The following is a 19,488-nucleotide window of genomic DNA, read 5'->3' on the forward strand; positions in this document are numbered from 1 at the left end:
GGATGATTTAATCTCTTATGCACTTAAAAAGATGAAGCCGTTGGAGTTTGCAGAAGATCTTAACATTAGCCTTGGCGTTGTTGGCCCAACGCTGAACGACTGGAAAAGCTATGTCATTAAACTTTATGAAACAGATACAAGTACTGATGAAATTGAGTGGCCACTAAAGCCTGAGTGATTTGGAATATTTGGCAGGGACGCAGGTCGGCACGGATTTAGGTTTTGTTGTCGTGTATTGCGGTGAATCGGAACTGAAATCATCCAGGCTGGAGAAGGACATCATGAAGTTCGATGACAGCCTGGATGATTTCAGGTTGAAGGGGGAGTGAAAAGCTGGCGGGGCATATACGGGGCAAAAAATTACCGCAAACCGATGTTACTACGTGTTAAGTAGCGAGTCATTTTGCGGTAATACTCTGTTTAAACCGTGATTAAATCTTACTTCATGTCACTTCGCTTTCAGACATCTGCCTATTTTAAATAAGCCTAGCTGGGCCAGGTAGTCAATTGATGAAAAGAATTGTTTTCTTTTAAAAAACCGGGTGTGCCAGTGGTTTATTGTCATTAAAATCCAAGGTTATTATCATATATAGATCTAGGTTATTTCTTCTTGCTGCGTAGCCATCGTGAGGAGGGGGTAGCCTTATCATTTCTTGTTTTCACTCATCATTTGAAATGCACTTCTTATTGGTCTTTATTATATTTATACAAAAATAAAACTTGCGTTTGATATTTTTCCATTAAAGTAACAATATTCACTTTAAGTTTAAGTTTAAGTTTAAGTTTAAGTTTAAGTTTAAGTTTAAGTTTAAGTTTAAGTTTAAAGCTTAATGATAAATTTAATGTGAGTACAGCGGTGGTTCATGATTACTGCTCCTGAGGTGAAACGGTATGGTATGCTTTTCATGATGCAAAGTTCGAAAAATGAAAAGATTCTAATTGGTGTGGATCAAGCGGAAAATATTGCCAGCCAGCCAGCCAGCCAGCCAGCCAGCCAGCCAGTGGGTTGAGTACCAACACGGCGGCCATCCCGGTGAAGCTGCTAAGGGATTTTTTCTAACGTTCAAACTCAGGCTAATCAACTTAAGATCAAGGTAATAGGTATTTGGGTAAGAATAAATTAGGAGTAAATGTATGCTCCATAGAACGAGAGTTTTTAAACTGCAAGGATCTCGTCAGGCATCTTTTTCTGGTGTTGGTCACAATATTTTGGGGCAAATAGCAAAGGCGGCTTTATCTCTCTATCGTATTGTGAAACCACCAGTCGGCAAGGTCGATGCTGACATATAAAAATATGATTCTTATCAGGCAATAAAATGTTATTTAGGGGCGTAACTATCTACTGATTAATTCATCGAATATCATTCGCAACTAGTATTTGGTAAATTTTAAATGAGATTTTTTATTTGTCACTATATGTGAGGGTCAGTAGGTTCAACACGATTCAACAAATCAAACATTGTTTAATTCGAGAATATTCCCCTGTTATTTCTGTGTGGAAACCGCAGGGGAAGTCATAATATCGTTAGCTGCTATTTAAGAGTTATACTGGGCTAAAATTATTCGCGTTGCTTCAGCCAGAACATCCCGTCGTGATTCTGCATCTTTCTTATGTTGGGTAAAATATACTGCGAGAATTAACGGTGCTCCCGTTGGCGGCCAAAGTACGGCCACGTCATTGGTTGTCCCGTAATCACCGCTGCCGGTTTTATCACCCACGAGCCAGTCTGCTGGAACACCGGCGCGAATGCTGGCATTTCCCGTAGTATTTCCTTTTAACCATTGAGCCAACTGTTGCTGCTGGGCTGGCGCTAATCCATCGCCGAACTGTATTTTTTTCACTAACGCCGCCATTGAGCTTGGCGTTGTGGTATCACGAGGATCACCAGGAATAGCGCTGTTTAATTCAGGTTCCCAGCGATCCAGACGAAATGCAGTATCTCCGAGGCTCTGGGTAAACTTATTCACACCTTCTAATCCGCCAAGTTGCTGAATTAATAAATTCGCAGCAGTGTTATCGCTATATTGCAGCGCTGCGGCGCAAAGTGCAGCTATCGTCATGCCTTTTCCCAAATTTTCGCGAGCTATCGGCGCATAGGAAAGCAGGTCGGCCTCAGAATACGTGATATGTTTTTCCAGCAAAACAGGTTGAGACATACTTTGGCGCAATATTGCTGCCGCCAGTACCAGCTTAAAGGTGCTACAGAATGGGAAAGCTTCATTGCCACGATATTGAAGTTCTTTACCGCTTTGGATATTAATCAGCGAAACGCCCAAACGACCTTGAGCTTTTTCCTCAAGGGCTGTCAATTGTTCAGATAATGGCTGGCCGGCAGATTTCGCCCATGAGGGGAATGCCAGATTGGCCAATGGAAGGGTGATACCTGCAAGTAGCAGCGAGCGCCGCAGCGTTGAATGCTTCATAGTCGTCTCTTATGCAATGTGAATCTGGGGTTCTGAGCAATAAACTCTGCTCGTCTCTGTTTGACCGCAAAATGAGAGCGGCTCCGAGTTACTCAAGATTCGGTGAAATAAGAGAACAAAAAGACCAGGATTGCCACGGCGATCATAATCATGGTTGTACGTCTCATTTTAGCGCTCCAATGTGTTGTTCAATCTAAAGGTGAATGAACATGGCGACTATTCTACGTCTGCCCAGGTAAAAACCCTAGTCCGTTAGGGGAGCGGGAATCGACAGCATCAGGATATTGATTTAATGCAATTAAACCAGTGACATTTTTTACCTGCTTGACTGGATATGACATAATGCAGGTAAGATTAAAATGATAAGTTGAATGCCATGAAAAAAAATAAATTAGTGTTGTTTACCTTCGGATTAGCGATGGTCATAGGTACATTCTCTGCCTCAGTATTGGCATCTCCGCTGATGCGTTTACAGTGTTTAACTGAATCGGGGTTAAAGTCAGAGAGTTTGCTGGATGGCCTTAACCAACAACTAACCATTGACGGTGCTATTTTCAAATTCACCGAAATTAAAAATGACGCCAATGGCGAACGTCTGCTTTTTCAACGTACTGTTGATAACAGCACTTTTCACGCTGCGTTGAATATCTCCACCACGCCTATTTATCTAGATTTGAACAACGGTGAGAAAACATTGAATTTCACCTGTAAAAGTCTTAAGGCCTAAGTTTTACTGCAAGTGATACCGTTAGAGTCTTACGTTTTCTCTGTGTAGAAAGGGTAAGCAGCCCCTGTTCCCCATACAGGGGCTGTCGTTATAACGATTAATAAACGGTTTGATTCCTTCCAGCGTTTTTGGCCTTATAGAGATTATTATCTGCGGCTTTTAGTAGCGAATCTAATGTTGGTGTATCCGTACTTAGCTGTTTTAGCCCAAATGAAAGGGTGAGTTTAATATTATCCCCGCTTGCTGGAGTGAAAATTGTCTCTTCGACCTCTTTCCTGATTTTTTCAATTTGCTGATAAGCGTTCTCCACATGACAGTTGAAAAAGACCATGGCAAACTCCTCACCGCCAATGCGTATCACCATATCTGATTTTCGGCTATTCTTTTTGAACATATTAGCCAACTCGCAAAGTATAAAGTCACCCACAGGATGCCCGTAGGTATCATTGATCTTCTTAAAATGATCGATATCGCCGGCAGCCAGAGTAATGGGTTTGTTCAGCGAGTGGATGACCTTCCAATCTTTCGCTAATTTACGCCGATTGAATAAATGTGTTAACGGGTCTATATTAGCTTCTCTAATTGCTCTCTTATTAGTTATAATCTGTTTGAATATAATGACCAAATAGGTCAGTTGCAGAAGTAAGCTGAATCCAAGCCCAAAACAGAATAATATCTTGGCGCTTTTATCTACCTCCGAGATGGCCATTTTCGCCTCGGATAACTGCTCACTGCTGTATTTCAAGAGTCGCATGTTTCGGAGTTCAAAATCGATAAAATGGCTAAGTGCATCGTTGAAAAGAATATTTCTCGCTTCATTAATATATCCGTTTTGATACAGCGAAACTGCTTTTTCACTTAGGCTAATATAACGCAGCCAGGCATGATACGCCTCGTCAAGATCCTGCCTGTTATTGCTCTCTGGCAAGGTTTTACTATACATATAGAAAGTATTTTCTATTCTTATTATTAACTCATTTGTTTCTTTCCGTACCTCCTCAACAGCTTTATCATCGTGAGCATTAACCAGTTGAAGCTGCAACTGCCTTAATTGCACGGTATCAGTAATAAAGCTCCTGCAGGCCGCAAGTGCTGGTATAGTTTTATCCGTCAGTTCGGCCGTTCTGGCACCGAACCGGGCGGTATCTTTTAGCAGGTTATTACCCATATAGAGGTAAAGAATATTCACAATCACAATGACAATAAATACAGATATGGCGACCCCATTTTTTTTGAGGCAAGACATCTTAATCTCCCAGTGTTTTCCTGTTTATAAAGTTGTCATAACGCACTTATATAGCCTGGTTAGTCTTACTGGTAGGTAATGGCAGTTTTTTTGTCGCTGATAATAGTTAAATAGATAAGTTTAGTCCAAAATTTTTTACTTCATTTCATTTTTAACGGAACTTATATTGACGGGTAGGTTATTAATGTACTTGATTCTGGCTATTTCTCTGAGATTGGATAATTATAGCTATTATGCAAATAAAAAAAGGTGCCTTTCAGCACCTTTTTAAGATTAGGAGTTTGTTATTTATCGGCCAAACAGGTCACGTCTTTTCGGCTTAACAAATTGACTAATAAGAACCAGAATAGCAACCACAAGGTAGGCGGAAAATATAACGACTAGCCACTGAGGCATCTCAAGAGATAAGAATTGCCACTGTCTCACTGAGCAATCGCCACTGGCCAGGAATACAGAAGGCAGCCATTTGTCTAGTGGCAACCAGGACGGGAAATTAACAAAGAAATCGCAGGTGGCAAATGGGGAAGGGTGAAGTTGGAACATGGTATGTTCCCACGCTAATTGCACGCCCTTCCAGGCACTGTATATCCACAATGCAATCGCTAAATAGCGTAATGGCGATTTGGGCGCAATAGCGCCAAGCAGCGAAGCACCAAGAATACCAAACAACGCACAGCGTTCATAAATGCACATTACACATGGCTGTAATAGCATGATGTGTTGAAAATAGAGTGCGGCCAGCTCAAGCAGAAGTGCAGTCAAAGCCATTAAAAGCCAAGCACCGCGCCCTTGGGAGCAACGGTTAAGAAATTGCAACATATCTTTATATTCCATGCAGTAAGCAATTGTAGTGGCAGTGTAAACCAATTCATCATTGCTGCCAGCTATCCGGCGACAAGTTTAAGCGAAAATCATCTGTTTATCGCTTAGACCACGATTTAACGGATAAAAATTCATCTTTGATGATGTTAATGGCATTTTAAGCCAGCCCTTTAGTATAAAAGTGTAGGGCTGGCTGAGGTCAGAATGCAAGGAATCAGTGTGTAACCAGTGCGCCTGGGTCAATTTGCGGCACGGCTATCAGGCCCGATTGAATCATTAATTCGGTCATAGGAACTAATGCAAACTCAACGCATAGAAGACCAACCAACGTCATGACAATGGTATAGGGCAGTGCCATATACACCATTCTTCCGTAGGATAAACGAATAAGCGGAGCCAGCGCGGAAGTCAGCAGGAATAAGAATGCGGCCTGTCCGTTAGGCGTAGCAACGGAAGGTAAATTGGTGCCGGTATTAATGGCCACCGCCAGTAGTTCGAACTGCTGTAGGGAAATAGCACCCTGTTCGAAGGCGCTACGAGCCTCGTTAATATAAACGGTGCCGACAAAAACATTATCAGATACGGAAGAGAGCAAACCGTTAAACAGATAAAACAGCGACAGTTGCGCCGATGGCGACGACTGTAGGACAAACTGGATAATCGGCGTAAACAGATGCTGTTCAATAATTACCGCCACCACGGCAAAAAATACCGTCAATAACGCGGTAAAAGGCAAGGCTTCCTGAAATGCTTTGCCCAGTGCATGTTCGTTGGTAACGCCGCACAACGACGTGGCCAGAATAATAACGGACAATCCAATCAGACCCACTTCAGCCAAATGTAATGCCAACGCTACAACCAACCAAACGCCAATTAACGCCTGAATGATTAATTTCATTTTTTCCTGACGCGTGCGTTTGGCGGAGGTTTGCTGATCGTATTCTTTCAAAATCTGGCGCACACGATCCGGCAATTCTGCACCGTAGCCGAACAGTTTAAAACGCTCAACCAGCAGACAGACCAATAAACCGCAAACAAATACAGGCAAAGTGACCGGAAGCATGCGAATAAAGAAATCGAAGAAATGCCAGCCAGCGCTTTTGGCAATGATCAGATTTTGTGGTTCGCCAACCATCGTCATTACGCCACCCAGCGCAGTACCGACACCGGCATGCATCATCAGGCTGCGTAAAAAGGCGCGGAACTGCTCCAGTGCCTTACGGTTTTCCTGCGAATCTATCCAGCTGTCATCGTTGACGTCCTTATCGCTATGATTGGAGGCAACGTGGTGATAAATAGTATAAAAACCGACGGATACGCTGATAACCACGGCGATAACCGTTAGTGCATCGAGAAATGCAGAGAGGAAGGCGGAGGCCAGACAGAAAGCCAAAGACAGAATGATTTTCGACCGAATATTCAGCAGCAGCTTGGTAAAGACAAATAACAGCAGCTGTTTCATAAAATAGATACCGGCCACCATAAAGATTAATAGCAGCAGCACTTCGAGATTATTAGCAATTTCCTCCGCAACCTGATGCGGACTGGTCATCCCAATAATAATTGCTTGAATCGCCAATAAACCGCCAGGCTGCAACGGGTAGCATTTTAACGCCATCGCTAAGGTAAAAATAAACTCAACGACCAGCATCCATCCCGCGACAAAGGGACTGACGAAGAAAAAGACGAGAGGGTTTATTATCAGAAAACCGATAATGGCTATTTTGTACCAGTCTGGTGAGTTGCCCAGAAAGTTCTTGATTAGAGCCTGTCGATTGGTCATATCCATTGTGTGTCATTATCCCCTTAATTTTTCTATGGTTCAGTTAATAATCAAGCTTACGGCGTGCTTTGAGCAAGCGATTTAAAGAGTGTAAAAATATGACTAGTAGCGTGAAGTTGGCGCGATTTTTGCCATTTTATGACCGCTTTCACCAATTGTTCTGCTGCGACGCTATATCATACACGGCGCGTCTGGTATGATAAGCTCTATTAAATTGCTGAAAAATATCGCTACGGAACGTCACACACATGGTTATAAAGGCGCAAAGTCCTGCCGGTTTCGCGGAAGAGTACATTATTGAAAGTATTTGGAATAATCGCTTCCCTCCAGGATCTATTTTGCCCGCGGAGCGTGAACTTTCAGAACTCATCGGGGTAACCAGAACGACCTTGCGGGAAGTATTGCAACGTCTTGCTCGCGATGGCTGGCTCACCATTCAGCATGGTAAGCCTACAAAAGTAAACAATTTTTGGGAGACGTCGGGCCTTAATATTCTTGAAACACTGGCTCGCCTGGACCACGATAGCGTCCCTCAATTGATAGATAATTTACTCGCTGTTCGAACCAATATCGCTTCGATTTTTGTGCGGACTGCGTTCCGCCAACATCCCGATCAAGCATTGGATATACTGGCGAAAGCGTCAGAGGTAGAAGATCACGCAGAAGCTTTCACTGCTTTGGACTACGGCATTTTCCGCGGTCTGGCATTTGCTTCCGGTAATCCGATTTACGGGCTAATCCTGAACGGACTAAAAGGTCTTTATACTCGCGTTGGTCGTTATTATTTCTCTAACCCGGAAGCCCGTAAGCTAGCGCTGAACTTTTATAGCCAGTTAGCTAGCCTGTGCGAAAATAAATCATACGACCAGGTTATGGAATGTTTGCGTAACTACGGGAAAGAAAGCGGGGCGATCTGGCACAGTATGCAAGGCACAATGCCGAGCGATCTGGCTGAAGCGCGCCGCTAGAACGGCAAATGACAATAAAAAAGGGCCATTTGGCCCTTTTTACTATGGCCCTTTTTACTATCTGATAAACGGTATTCTCGATAAAACCGCATCAGACGAAGGCAAAGGTTACAATTTGCTTTCACGTGGTGGCGTGCTTTCCAGCAGTTCGGTGCTGCCATCCTCATTCAACTGTTCAATGTGTACGTCAAATCCCCAGAGGCGATGGATATGTTTCATCACTTCTCGACGACTTTTATCCAGCGGAGCTCGATCCTGCGGAATATAGCGTAAGGTCAGTGAGCGGTCGCCGCGCAAATTGACATTCCAAACCTGAATATTTGGTTCATGGTTACTCAGATTGTATTGAGCAGACAGCTCATTGCGAATAGCCCGATAACCCTCTTCATTATGAATCGCCGAGATTTCCAGATAATTATTTTTATCGTCATCCAGTACGGTAAATAAACGAAAATCGCGCATGACTTTGGGCGACAAAAACTGGCTAATAAAACTTTCGTCTTTAAAATCACGCATGGCGAAATGTAACGTATCTAACCAATCAGAACCGGCAATACCCGGGAACCAGTAGCGATCTTCTTCCGTTGGCGACATACAGATGCGCTTGATGTCCTGAAACATGGCAAAACCCAGCGCATAAGGGTTTATCCCACTGTAATAAGGGCTGTTATAGGCGGGTTGGTACACCACGTTGGTATGACTGTGCAGGAATTCCATCATAAACCGATCGCTGACCCGACCTTCGTCATACAGGTGGTTTAAAATAGTGTAATGCCAGAAAGTGGCCCAACCTTCATTCATCACCTGAGTCTGTTTTTGCGGATAAAAATATTGGCTGATTTTGCGTACGATGCGCAGGATTTCCCGCTGCCAGGACTCCAGTAATGGGGCATTTTTCTCCATAAAATAGAGAATATTTTCCTGGGGTTCACTTGGATAGCGTAGCGCTTCAGCCTGGGTTTCTTCTCGAGCAATGCGCGGCAGGGTTTTCCATAGGGAGTTGACCTGGCTTTGCAGATATTCCTCCCGACTTTTCTGCCGAGCTTTTTCTTCCTGTAGCGAAATTTTTTGCGGGCGTTTATAACGGTCAACGCCGTAGTTCATCAGCGCATGGCAGGAATCGAGCAGTCGTTCCACTTCTTCTACACCGTAGCGTTCTTCACATTCACTGATGTAATGGCGGGCAAACAGCAGGTAATCGACAATGGAGCTGGCGTCAGTCCAGGTTCGGAAAAGATAGTTATTTTTAAAGAAGGAATTATGCCCATAGCACGCGTGAGCCATGACCAGTGCCTGCATCGTAATTGTGTTTTCTTCCATCAGATAGGCGATGCAAGGGTTGGAGTTAATCACTATTTCATAGGCCAGACCCTGCTGGCCTTGTTTATATTTCTGTTCCGTTTCGATAAATTTTTTGCCAAACGACCAATGGGTATAATTTATTGGCATACCAATACTTGAATAAGCATCCATCATTTGCTCAGAGGTGATCACCTCGATTTGATGCGGATAGGTATCCAATCGATAATGTTTGGCGACCCGATCGATCTGATCGAGGTAAACCTGTAGTAATTCGAAAGTCCAGTCTGGTCCGTCAGTCAGACGCTTATCTTGCGCGCCCGTTTTTTCAGTTGAAGTTGTCATCAGCGCACCCTCACGGTTTTAACATCTGGCCAAATACCTGTCCCTTGCATAATCCTAGCTCAATCTGAACAAACTGAAGCACGGCAAGACCTTATGTCAATATAGTTTATTTTTTCCGCGCTGGGAGCATCATCTTATTCTTCTATTTGGCAATATTTTATTCTGCATTAATGGCAATTTATAAGAATTAAATATCGTCAAAGTCATCTTGTTCAAGTTGTGGATTATTTGGACTATAAACAGCTAACTTAATGAATTTATTGAGATATATACCTGTTTATGATGTTCAAACCGAATCTTATCGCCAATAATGTAAATCACTTGAAAAACAATAAGATTAAAATATAAAATAACTGTGAGCAGAATCACAACCCACGATCAAATTGTTGGCTAGTTTTTTACACTAAGTTAATTTTCTGTCAGCAGAATATTATGCTTTATGTATTATCGGCGGAGTTAAGGTATGCGTATTATCATTTTGGGAAGTGGAGTGGTGGGGGTGGCCAGCGCCTGGTACCTAGCAAAAGCAGGCCATGAGGTAACGGTCATTGACCGCCAATCTGGCCCGGCTCAGGAAACCAGCGCAGGTAACGCGGGGCAAATTTCCCCCGGCTATGCCGCGCCTTGGGCAGCTCCGGGCGTACCGTTGAAAGCCATTAAATGGATGTTCCAACGCCATGCTCCGCTGGCCATCCGATTAGATGGCAGCAGCTTCCAGTTACGCTGGATGTGGCAGATGCTGAAAAATTGTAGTACTTCCCATTATATGACCAATAAAAGCCGCATGGTTCGGCTGGCCGAATACAGTCGGGATTGCCTGAAAGATCTGCGCGAAGATACCGGAATCCAATACGAAGGCCGTCAGGGTGGAACCTTGCAATTGTTCCGGACTCAGCAACAGTTTGATAATGCTGCAAAAGATATGGCGGTATTGGAGGATGCGGGCGTACCTTATCAATTATTAACCGCTGATAAATTAGCGACCATAGAGCCAGCCTTGTCCAAAGTGTCTCATAAACTGACCGGCGGATTACGTTTACCTAACGACGAAACCGGCGATTGCCGTTTATTTACCGAGCAATTGGCGAAAATGGCTGAAGCCGCCGGAGTGAAATTTATTTTTAACCGCTCGGTAGATAAATTGCTGGTGGACGGTAATCAAATCGCTGGTGTACTTTGCGGCAATGACGTGATCAAGGGAGATGCTTATGTCGTGGCATTTGGCTCTTATTCCACGTCATTACTACAGGGTTTAGTGTCTATTCCGGTATATCCGCTAAAGGGTTACTCGCTGACTATTCCAATTACCGATCCGGATTCTGCGCCATTTTCTACCGTGTTGGATGAAACTTATAAGATTGCAATTACCCGATTTGACGATCGTATTCGCGTCGGTGGTATGGCGGAGATTGTGGGTTTTAATACCCAATTGGAACAGGCCCGTCGGGAAACGCTGGAAATGGTGGTGCAGGATTTGTATCCGGATGGGGGCAAAGTTGAACACGCCACATTCTGGACCGGGTTGCGTCCAATGACGCCTGACGGTACGCCGGTGGTAGGGCGGACGACGCTGAAAAATCTCTATCTGAATACCGGCCACGGCACTCTGGGCTGGACAATGGCCTGCGGCTCAGGGCAACTACTGGCCGATATCATTTCTGGCCGTCAGACCGCCATTGACGCCGATGATTTAGCGGTTGCTCGTTATAGTCCGGGATTCCATTCCGCGAATCATGGCAGTCTGTACGCGGCGCGTTCGATTCGCTAATTTTCAAATATTGCACAACAAGCGGCTGGGTAATATCGGCCTCTTGATGTGCGCGTTATTTCATAGAATAAATAATCCGGTAACAATTAAAAGCCCGACAAACCCGGTAAAGTAAAAAGGAACGCGCATGCCTCGCCCGATATCTGCCACGCTGCATTTGTCTGCCTTTGATAATAATCTTAATGTCATCAGAAATTGTGCTCCTCAGTCAAAAGTATGGTCAGTGGTTAAAGCCAATGCTTACGGTCACGGCCTGAGCAGAGTGTGGGAAAGTTTATCCGCTACCGATGGGTTTGCATTATTGGATCTCAATGAAGCAGTCTTACTGCGTGAGAAGGGTTGGAAAGGGCCAATTCTATTGCTGGAAGGGTTCTTTCAACCGCAGGATTTGACGTTGTTGGATCATTATCGTCTGACGACGACGATACACAGTGATTGGCAATTAGACGCTATTCAACGAGCGCGGTTAAGTGCACCACTTAATGTTTATCTTAAACTGAACAGCGGAATGAACCGCTTAGGTTTTCCGGTTCGTCAGGCTGAGACGGTCTGGCAATGGGCGAAAAGCATTGCCAATATCGATCAAATTACGTTAATGAGTCATTTTGCTAATGCGGATAATCCTACCGGCGTGGCGCAGCAGTTTAATGACATCAGCGATGCCAGTGCCAATATTCCTGCTCCGCGCAGTTTTGCCAATTCCGCCGCGACGCTTTGGCACAGTCAAACTCATCGAGATTGGGTACGGCCGGGTATTATTTTATACGGGGCGTCCCCGAGTGGTAGGACGGCAGATATTGCGGACACCGGTTTGCAACCGACAATGAGTTTGTGTAGTGAAATCATCGCCGTTCAGGATTTGAGCAAGGGCCATGGCGTGGGCTATGGCAGCCGCTATCAGGCCAGCGATGCTCAGCGTATTGGCGTCGTGGCCTGCGGCTATGCCGACGGCTATCCGCGTCATGCGCCAACGGGTACTCCGGCATGGGTTGAGGGCGTTATGACTCGAACCTTGGGCACTATATCAATGGATATGATGATGGTGGATTTAACCCTTTGTCCACAGGCCGTAACAGGTAGCAAGGTTGAATTGTGGGGGAAAAATCTGCCGATTGACGACGTTGCCGCCGCTGCGGGAACCGTGGGCTACGAATTGATGTGCGCTTTGGCTCCCAGAGTGCCGGTGAAAATCGAGAGTTAAGCTTGAAAATTCCGATATTCCGAAACCTATCCTGAAGGCGTATCTTTATCCAGATATGCCTTCTTTATTTTGATCTCATTTCATTAATTTGTTGATATGGCGACATGTGAATAGTGGTTATAAAACCCATTTATATCGTTATTCTCCCTTCGGTTTTTATTATTGCCACCTCATCTGATTTATTTATAGTGGTTGAACTGCTGATCATCCGCATGATTTTATATTCTGAGAATAAATGAAATCGAATAGGAGAGTATTATGTCAGTTGCCAGAATAGATTCACTCCAGTTGAGAATGAATCAGACAAGAATACTCATCCTGTCATTAATATCTATCTCTCAGCTCATGCTTTGTCTGTATTCAATATTATCACTGCGGTAGCATCGGGGTTTGATTGTTTATTTTCAATACTAGGGAAAACTATTGTTGATCAATATTATCGACGATCTTTCTATCGGCTAACCGAGACAGTTTTAGCGAGGAAATATGATGCGCCAACTCGTGGGTCTGATTACCTCTGATTTATCCCGTATGGCGCATAGCCGCGCATGGGAAACGCTGGAGCGCAACATGGCTGCCGATGATTTTCGGCTGGATAGCAAGGTGAAAAGTACCAAAGAAACCTCCGGTGAGTTGATGATTATCAGAACGGGTGCCGAAGCCATTGTATTTCCCTCTGGCGTTAATGTATTAATTGAAAATGCAGATTATCTATTTTATTGCTTGCTCCATCCGATAACTCAGCTATGGATGAAAAACAGGCGGCCGGACGGTTACGATCTCAATGTTCTGTATAATAATAGCCAATCCCGCTATATCATTTATATGCAGATGACCGAAGCCATGTTGTATTACGTACGCCGGGGGTATCGGGTCTTGGTTATCTATCATTGCGATCCAAAGGCCCCCGATCCAGCAGTCCAGTGCGCTATTTCACTGGCGCGACGGGAGCGGCATCGAGTTACGTTGCGGACTATCGGTGGTGTAATAGAGCCAAACCAGGAAGAACAGCAATATCGGGCGGGTCTCATATCCGCGTCAGATAACCGCGGGTTTATCTATGCGCTATTCACTCGTAAGAAAGTCATGATGGCTGTTATCCATTACCTATTAAATAGGTCTCAGCCAAACTGCGACAGAATAATCTCAGTCTTGGCGGATTATTGCATCGACTGGAATCGCTTTATTCCAGATATCGATCATCAGATTGATACTTATTTGTATCCGTGGAATGGCGTTTATTGCAGTGAAGCGCCCCGAACTCTATTTTGCCTGCTGGCTTCGGTTGGTACGAATAAAGGTTGTCTATTAGAGATTAACGGGCACCGAGTTCGTCATTTACGTTATCGCTTCGGGACGTTGAGTTGGGCTGCGGGAGCAGAAAATCCTCATCATGGCTATTTGCATTTTGACTGGCAGGCACAGGGGCGGAGGATAGTAGGATACTGTTGGAGAACGGGACAACGCAGCCTAGAGGGTCAACGTATTGTCGCTTTTTCTGCCACTCTGGAGGGACAGGAAAAAGTCGAAGCAATTTTATCCTGCGAAGGACATTGTCGCGAAATCATTCGAAAATTTTCAAGTGGAGAAAATGAGCCTAGATTTGATTTGCCTGACTGGGCGCAGGAATTTGTGCAACCAATGATACAACCGCGTCCCCAAGGTGGGGAAAGGGTGTTTTGTCATTATTGGCGGAAAGCAGCCTTGGCAAGGCTGGCACTGAGGTTATTACAAAGTAAGTGCTAACGTAGGATAAACATTAGGGCAGAGTAAAATAACGGCTGATTTAGCGGGTTATCAATGATCCTCTAAGATTAATTATCCATACCATTTATTACCCGACGAGTTCACGTCATCCAACTCATTCCGCGAAAGCGGATCGACAGAGCGATCCGCAATCATTATCAGGCAATTTTCTTGATGATGGTCGGCATCCGCTTGCTGGCACTGCGGGCAATCCACGCCAATAAACAGCCGGTTAACATCACCAACGCCAGCGAAAGCTTAGGCTGAATGGGTAATGACATAGCGATCAGACCCAAGGCGGCACCGCCGGCCATTTGCACAAAACCGACCAGAGCAGAGGCCACACCGGCTTCATTGGCGTAAGGTTCCAAGGCATAGCTGGTCGCCGGGCCCATCATAAAGGCCAGACCGGCGCAGGCACTGGCGACCGGCAACATGTAAGTCGGCCAGCTATTCTGCATTTCCGCACTTAATTGTGTTACGCCAAATAATAAGCCTACACACCCCAAAGCCATGAGCAGACTACCGGTCATCAGACAGGCTGGACGGCCCACTTTTTGAATGATCCTATTGGCAAAGAAACTCACAAACATAATCCAGAACCCGTTGGCGCCGAAAGCCAGTGAGAACTGGAGCGGTGTGAGATTAGCCTCGCCCATCAATACGTTAGGAGCCAGAGACACATAAGTCAGCGCCATTCCCATCGCACCCGCGTTCACCAGCGCAAAGACCAGAAAACGATCGTCACGCAAAATACGCAAATAGTTTTTGAACGGTAAGCCTTTAACCGACTGGGTTCCCGCTGGGCGGGTCTCTGGTAGGAAAAATACCACCAATATCAGTACCAGAACGGCGTATAGCACCAAGAACCAGAAGGGGGCGCGCCAGCCGAAGGCTTCGGCTAACAGGCCGCCTAACAAAGGCGCCAGCGCCGGGACGATATTCAAGGTGCCATTTAAAAAACCAAAGGCTCGGGCGGCCTCGTTACCATTTAAACGATCGCGCACGCCGCTAAATGCCACCACGGCGGTGCAACATACGGCGGTTCCCTGTAGCAGGCGCGAGGCGACAAACATCGTTGGCGTAGTCGCTAGCGCGGCCATTGCGGCACCCAGCATATACAGCAGAATTCCGATGATGGCGATAGGTTTGCGGCCATATTTATCCACCAATGGACCTGCGATCAGTTGCCCGACGCCCAAAACCAGAATAAACAGCGCTATGGTGGATTGAATTAGTGATTCGCTGCTATTCAGGCCTTTGGCAATAGCGGGAATAGTGGGCAGGTAAAGGTCAATACCCAGTGGGCCTAATAGAATCAGGCTGAGTAATAAAAACAGAAATTTTTGCATAGCAGAGATACAACGTCCAGGTGACAGAAGCGGCAAGAAACAGGAATTTGGCTGGGAAAGGGGGCTACGTTTCGGCAACGGCGTCACTTGTCTCAGAAAAACTCAACCTGGTTAGATTACTACAATCAATGAAATATAACCTGCAAATAGTTTTAATTGCACGGTAATTCTGGGGAAGCGGTGCGGGGAAGGATTACCGCACCGGATTGATAACTCTCCTTTTATCTACAAACCCCGAGATTAGCTGATCCAATTAATAACACTTGGCGGGGTTACGATAGCTTAACCGAGGATATCACCACAGGTTATTTTTTGTACTCACTTATGATTCGTAGCATGTCACGGTCGGGGAGCAACTTGGGGTCTGGATATTGCCGCCAGGCGTGCGTACCGCCAAAGGAGCATCGCGGGCGCGAGTGGTTAAATTGCGATTGCGGCAGCAGGTGCCATTTGCCGTCTATTTTAACTCTCGGCTGCTTGCCAGGAATGTCATAGGCGGGGCGTGTATCGCAGTTTGCGTGTAGCGTATCGTCGACGGGCGCTTGCATGGCCATATGGCTGATGCGATAGCATTTTTCCTGATTAATCGCGACGCCTCGACGTTCCACTTCGGCGGTTAAGCGTAATACGGATTTACCGTCGTTATTATAAGTACCCAGCGCGGAGCATAATGCATCTGAATCAAATTCAGCGATCTGTTTGTCGGTCAAATGAGGAAGGGGAAGTGAGCAACCCGAAATGAATAAAAAAGCCAGCGGTAATACAACTCTCATGAAAAATCCTGTTCCATAAGTCACTACAAAAAATAGTGGTAAATAATTTCAATACTAATTAATAGTCCATTTAAAATTAACCGTATTGAAAAGTGAGGGGCTAGTGTAAGTGATAATAAGCAGATTTATTATATTAATTGCCAATTTAGATAAATAAAGGATAAACAGAGGAAATTAATTTATGGTAGTGGAGTGAGTTAACCCGCGTTAGGCTGATGAGTAACCCCATCAGCTTGACGCGTGAGCAATGACCCATTGTTCCATGGCGGAAGCATCCAGCGGTTCGGAAAACAGATATCCCTGCCCGATGAGATAACCCTGACGGCTGAGCAAGTTGCGTTGCGCTTCGGTTTCCACGCCTTCTACCACGACGGAGAGTTGCAGGCTTTCACCAATGCGGATTACCGCTTCGCTAAGCGTTCTGCTGGTTTCATCGTGCTCCAGATCGTTTACGAAACTCTTATCCAGCTTGATTTCATCTAATTCCAGTCGACGTAGATAGCTCAGGCTGGAATAGCCGGTGCCAAAGTCATCCATTGATAACCTGACTCCCTGCTTATGGATCTTATGAAGGGTGGCAAAAATACTGGGATTATTATCAATCAGAATATCTTCGGTAATTTCCAAAGTTAAATCCTGCGGTGGCAGATGGTAGCGTTGCAGAATGTGGGCGATGATATCCGGCAGCCCTAAATTATGGAAATTGGTTGGTGATAAATTAACGGAAATAGACGGTACATCAAGGCCACGCAGGCGCCATTCCGCCAACTGACGACAGGCTTCATTAATAGTCCACAGCGCGAGTTCATTAATTAACCCGCATTCTTCGGCCAATGGAATAAAACGCTGCGGCGGGATCTCCCCAAGCGTTGGATGATGCCATCGGCTTAAGGCTTCTACGCCGTAAAGTTGACTATCGTGAAGTCTGACCTGTGGCTGATAATAGAGCTGCAGGGTATTGAGATGCACCGCTTGACGCAGCGCGCCTTCCAGCGCCTGACGCTGTAAATTTAGCTGGTTCATTTCTCTGCTGAAGAACTGGAACTGTCCACGGCCCATCTCTTTAGCCTTGTGCTTGGCAGCATCTGCATTGTGCAGCAGCGTATTGATTTCTTTGCCATTATCTGGATACAGGCTAATACCTATTCCGGCAGAAGGAATAATGGTCACCCCGGCAATCTGGCAGGGCTGTGACAGGCAACCCAGCAGTTTCTCGACTCGTAGCGTGGTTTTATCAACGTCAAAAGCGGTTAGAATCAGGACGAACTCGTCCCCCGATAAACGGCCAATGATATCGTGTTTGGCCATATCCCCGCGTAATCGTTGGGCAATGGTACACAGCAATTCATCTCCCGCAGCCTGACCCAATGAATCGTTTACCTGCTTAAAGCGGTCGATATCAATCACTAATACGACCAGCGATTGCCCTTGCGCTTCAGCTTGACTAATTGCCTGATGAGCATGGTTGAGGAACTGGGCGCGATTAGGCAGGCCGGTCAGTGAGTCATACAGCGCCAGTTGCTGGATTTTCATCCGTGACTGTTTTCTTTCCAGCGCCAGCGCGCACAGGTTAGTGGACAGTTTGACTAACTTATGGTGGAAGGCGTTAGGGCCGCGTTTTTCGCGAAAGTAGAAGGCAAAAGTTCCCAGCACTTCTCCCTGGCTGGATAAAATAGGGCTAGACCAACAGGCTAATAATCCGAGTGGCAGCAAAATATGACGGAGGCGACGACACAAAGGGTCGTTGGCGATATCGTCCACTAATACCGGTTCTTTGCGATAGGCTGCAGTACCACAAGAGCCGCTGTGCGGGCCGATGGGCACCCGTTGCAGTGCGTCGGTGTAGTGTGGTGACAAACTGGGAGCCGCCAAATGCTGTAAGGTATTATCATCCCGCGCCTGAAGAATACTCACCACGACTTCCGGCGCAATGCGTTCAATCTCGAGACAAAACATATTCAGCACTTCATCCAGCGGGCGCTCTAACACTAAGGATTCCAATACCTTATATTGTAGTACTTCATATATTTTGGTCGGGGTAATATCCGTCAGTACGCCAATGGTATAACTGGCTTTCCCCTGTTCGTCATAGACCGAATTTATGGTTGCCGAGCACCAATGAGGCTGGCCGTCCTGACTATAAAACAGTTCTTCCGGCTGCAACGTTTGGTGAAGGTCGTCGGACGAAGCCGATATCGATGAGGAAGGCGGTTTATTTTGTAATAGGGCAGCAATCGGTTGCCCCAGTGCCTGCTGTGCGCTGTAACCGAATAGTTTGGTAAAACCCTGATTAATATACAAGGTTAGCTGACCGTCATCGCTGCCACCGGCAATAAACATTGCGCTATCGCTGCGGTCGGTCAGTTCGGTCAGCAGCTGTACCCATTCATGGGTTGAGGATTCCAGCGCCACCTGCTGAGTGATATTTTTGGCGATTTTGACCATTTTGGCGGTTTTACCGTCGCGACCCGGAACCGGCTGATAAATCGCGGCGAGCCATACCGGGGAGCCGTCTTTATGTCGCCGCTCAAAGCGACCTTCCAGAGACTGGCCAGCGCGCAGGCTTTTACGCAGGGCGTGATACTCTTTGCTCCCGATAAAATCGGGCTTACAGAACATTTTATGGGACTGTCCGATGACTTCGTCACGCTGATAACCAAAGTAATCAAGGTAGTTCTGGTTAACATTGACTACCACGCCGTTAAGATCGAATTCGATAATAGCCAGAGAAAGATTTAATGCTTGCAACAGCGCCTCATGTTCACTGTACGCAGACAGATCTTTTTCAGTGGGGAAAGGGTCATTTAAATGGCTCATGAGGATTCCTGTAGCAATAGAAGCGCCTAGGCCGTTGTATCATTAAACTAAAATCATCGGATATGTAAATCAAATATCACTATCTATATAGAAACAGAATAGGATAACTGACAAAGAAATTAAATATAATAAAGTCATTTCCCCAAAGAACAGACTTTGTACAACGACAAGTAGATTTTTTTAAATCTGTTTAGCGTGTATTTAACCTACCTTAGGA

At 45.6% G+C, this 19,488-nt stretch carries 14 protein-coding genes; 6 read left to right on the top strand and 8 right to left on the bottom strand.

All coding sequences use genetic code 11. The features are described from left to right. The first annotated feature begins 1,134 nt into the window (after positions 1 to 1,134). Positions 1,135 to 1,290 carry a hypothetical protein gene (locus DBA33_RS20595; protein WP_158513757.1) on the top strand — a complete coding sequence of 52 codons (156 nt, stop codon included), beginning with the start codon at positions 1,135 to 1,137 and terminating at the stop codon, positions 1,288 to 1,290. A 246-nt stretch (positions 1,291 to 1,536) separates the two neighbouring features. On the opposite strand, the gene bla is transcribed toward DBA33_RS20595, so the two are convergent. Then, a complete protein-coding gene (gene bla / locus DBA33_RS02145) occupies positions 1,537 to 2,424 on the bottom strand; it encodes a class A beta-lactamase (RefSeq protein ID WP_120805421.1) in 888 nt (295 codons plus the stop codon). Positions 2,425 to 2,800: 376 nt separating this feature from the next. On the opposite strand from bla, the gene DBA33_RS02150 reads away from it, so the two are divergent. After that, on the top strand, positions 2,801 to 3,151 hold the full coding sequence (locus DBA33_RS02150) for a hypothetical protein (protein WP_064513522.1): 351 nt from the start codon (positions 2,801 to 2,803) through the stop codon (positions 3,149 to 3,151). Positions 3,152 to 3,248: 97 nt separating this feature from the next. On the opposite strand, the gene DBA33_RS02155 is transcribed toward DBA33_RS02150, so the two are convergent. From DBA33_RS02155 to nhaB, 3 genes are all read right to left on the bottom strand, one after another. After that, entirely contained in the window at positions 3,249 to 4,397 is a 1,149-nt protein-coding gene (locus tag DBA33_RS02155; RefSeq protein ID WP_120805423.1) for a GGDEF domain-containing protein, read from the bottom strand. Between the two features lie 288 nt (positions 4,398 to 4,685). Then, on the bottom strand, positions 4,686 to 5,216 hold the full coding sequence (gene dsbB, locus DBA33_RS02160; RefSeq protein WP_064513527.1) for a disulfide bond formation protein DsbB: 531 nt from the start codon (positions 5,214 to 5,216) through the stop codon (positions 4,686 to 4,688). Positions 5,217 to 5,433: 217 nt separating this feature from the next. After that, the gene (nhaB, locus tag DBA33_RS02165) at positions 5,434 to 7,008 is read right to left on the bottom strand and encodes a sodium/proton antiporter NhaB (protein ID WP_120805425.1); all 1,575 of its coding nucleotides are present in this window, start codon (positions 7,006 to 7,008) and stop codon (positions 5,434 to 5,436) included. Positions 7,009 to 7,250: 242 nt separating this feature from the next. Between nhaB and fadR the strand changes: the two genes are divergently transcribed. Beyond that, positions 7,251 to 7,970, top strand: coding sequence for a fatty acid metabolism transcriptional regulator FadR (gene fadR, locus DBA33_RS02170; RefSeq protein WP_064513530.1), 720 nt, complete (start codon positions 7,251 to 7,253; stop codon positions 7,968 to 7,970). A 108-nt stretch (positions 7,971 to 8,078) separates the two neighbouring features. On the opposite strand, the gene DBA33_RS02175 is transcribed toward fadR, so the two are convergent. Next, positions 8,079 to 9,614, bottom strand: a complete 1,536-nt coding sequence (locus DBA33_RS02175) for a SpoVR family protein (RefSeq protein WP_064513532.1) — start codon at positions 9,612 to 9,614, stop codon at positions 8,079 to 8,081. Between the two features lie 463 nt (positions 9,615 to 10,077). On the opposite strand from DBA33_RS02175, the gene DBA33_RS02180 reads away from it, so the two are divergent. From DBA33_RS02180 to DBA33_RS02190, 3 genes are all read left to right on the top strand, one after another. Further along, positions 10,078 to 11,382: a D-amino acid dehydrogenase gene (locus tag DBA33_RS02180; RefSeq protein ID WP_120805427.1), complete on the top strand. Its 1,305-nt coding sequence runs from the start codon at positions 10,078 to 10,080 to the stop codon at positions 11,380 to 11,382. 127 nt (positions 11,383 to 11,509) lie between these two features. Further along, positions 11,510 to 12,583: a catabolic alanine racemase DadX gene (gene dadX / locus DBA33_RS02185; protein WP_064513535.1), complete on the top strand. Its 1,074-nt coding sequence runs from the start codon at positions 11,510 to 11,512 to the stop codon at positions 12,581 to 12,583. Positions 12,584 to 13,069: 486 nt separating this feature from the next. Then, positions 13,070 to 14,329 (top strand): hypothetical protein, encoded by a 1,260-nt coding sequence (locus DBA33_RS02190; protein ID WP_162975150.1) that lies wholly within the window; start codon positions 13,070 to 13,072, stop codon positions 14,327 to 14,329. A 158-nt stretch (positions 14,330 to 14,487) separates the two neighbouring features. Here the strand turns inward: DBA33_RS02190 and DBA33_RS02195 are convergent, their stop codons facing one another. From DBA33_RS02195 to DBA33_RS02205, 3 genes are all read right to left on the bottom strand, one after another. Continuing rightward, complete coding sequence (locus DBA33_RS02195) at positions 14,488 to 15,681, bottom strand: multidrug effflux MFS transporter (RefSeq protein WP_120805431.1); 1,194 nt, start codon at positions 15,679 to 15,681, stop codon at positions 14,488 to 14,490. Positions 15,682 to 15,986: 305 nt separating this feature from the next. Next, entirely contained in the window at positions 15,987 to 16,454 is a 468-nt protein-coding gene (locus DBA33_RS02200; protein ID WP_064513541.1) for a hypothetical protein, read from the bottom strand. A gap of 228 nt (positions 16,455 to 16,682) precedes the next feature. Beyond that, entirely contained in the window at positions 16,683 to 19,271 is a 2,589-nt protein-coding gene (locus tag DBA33_RS02205) for an EAL domain-containing protein (protein ID WP_120805433.1), read from the bottom strand. Positions 19,272 to 19,488: the final 217 nt, after the last annotated feature.

The sequence above is a fragment of the Yersinia sp. IP36721 genome (assembly GCF_003634395.1).
Taxonomy (GTDB): domain Bacteria; phylum Pseudomonadota; class Gammaproteobacteria; order Enterobacterales; family Enterobacteriaceae; genus Yersinia; species Yersinia entomophaga.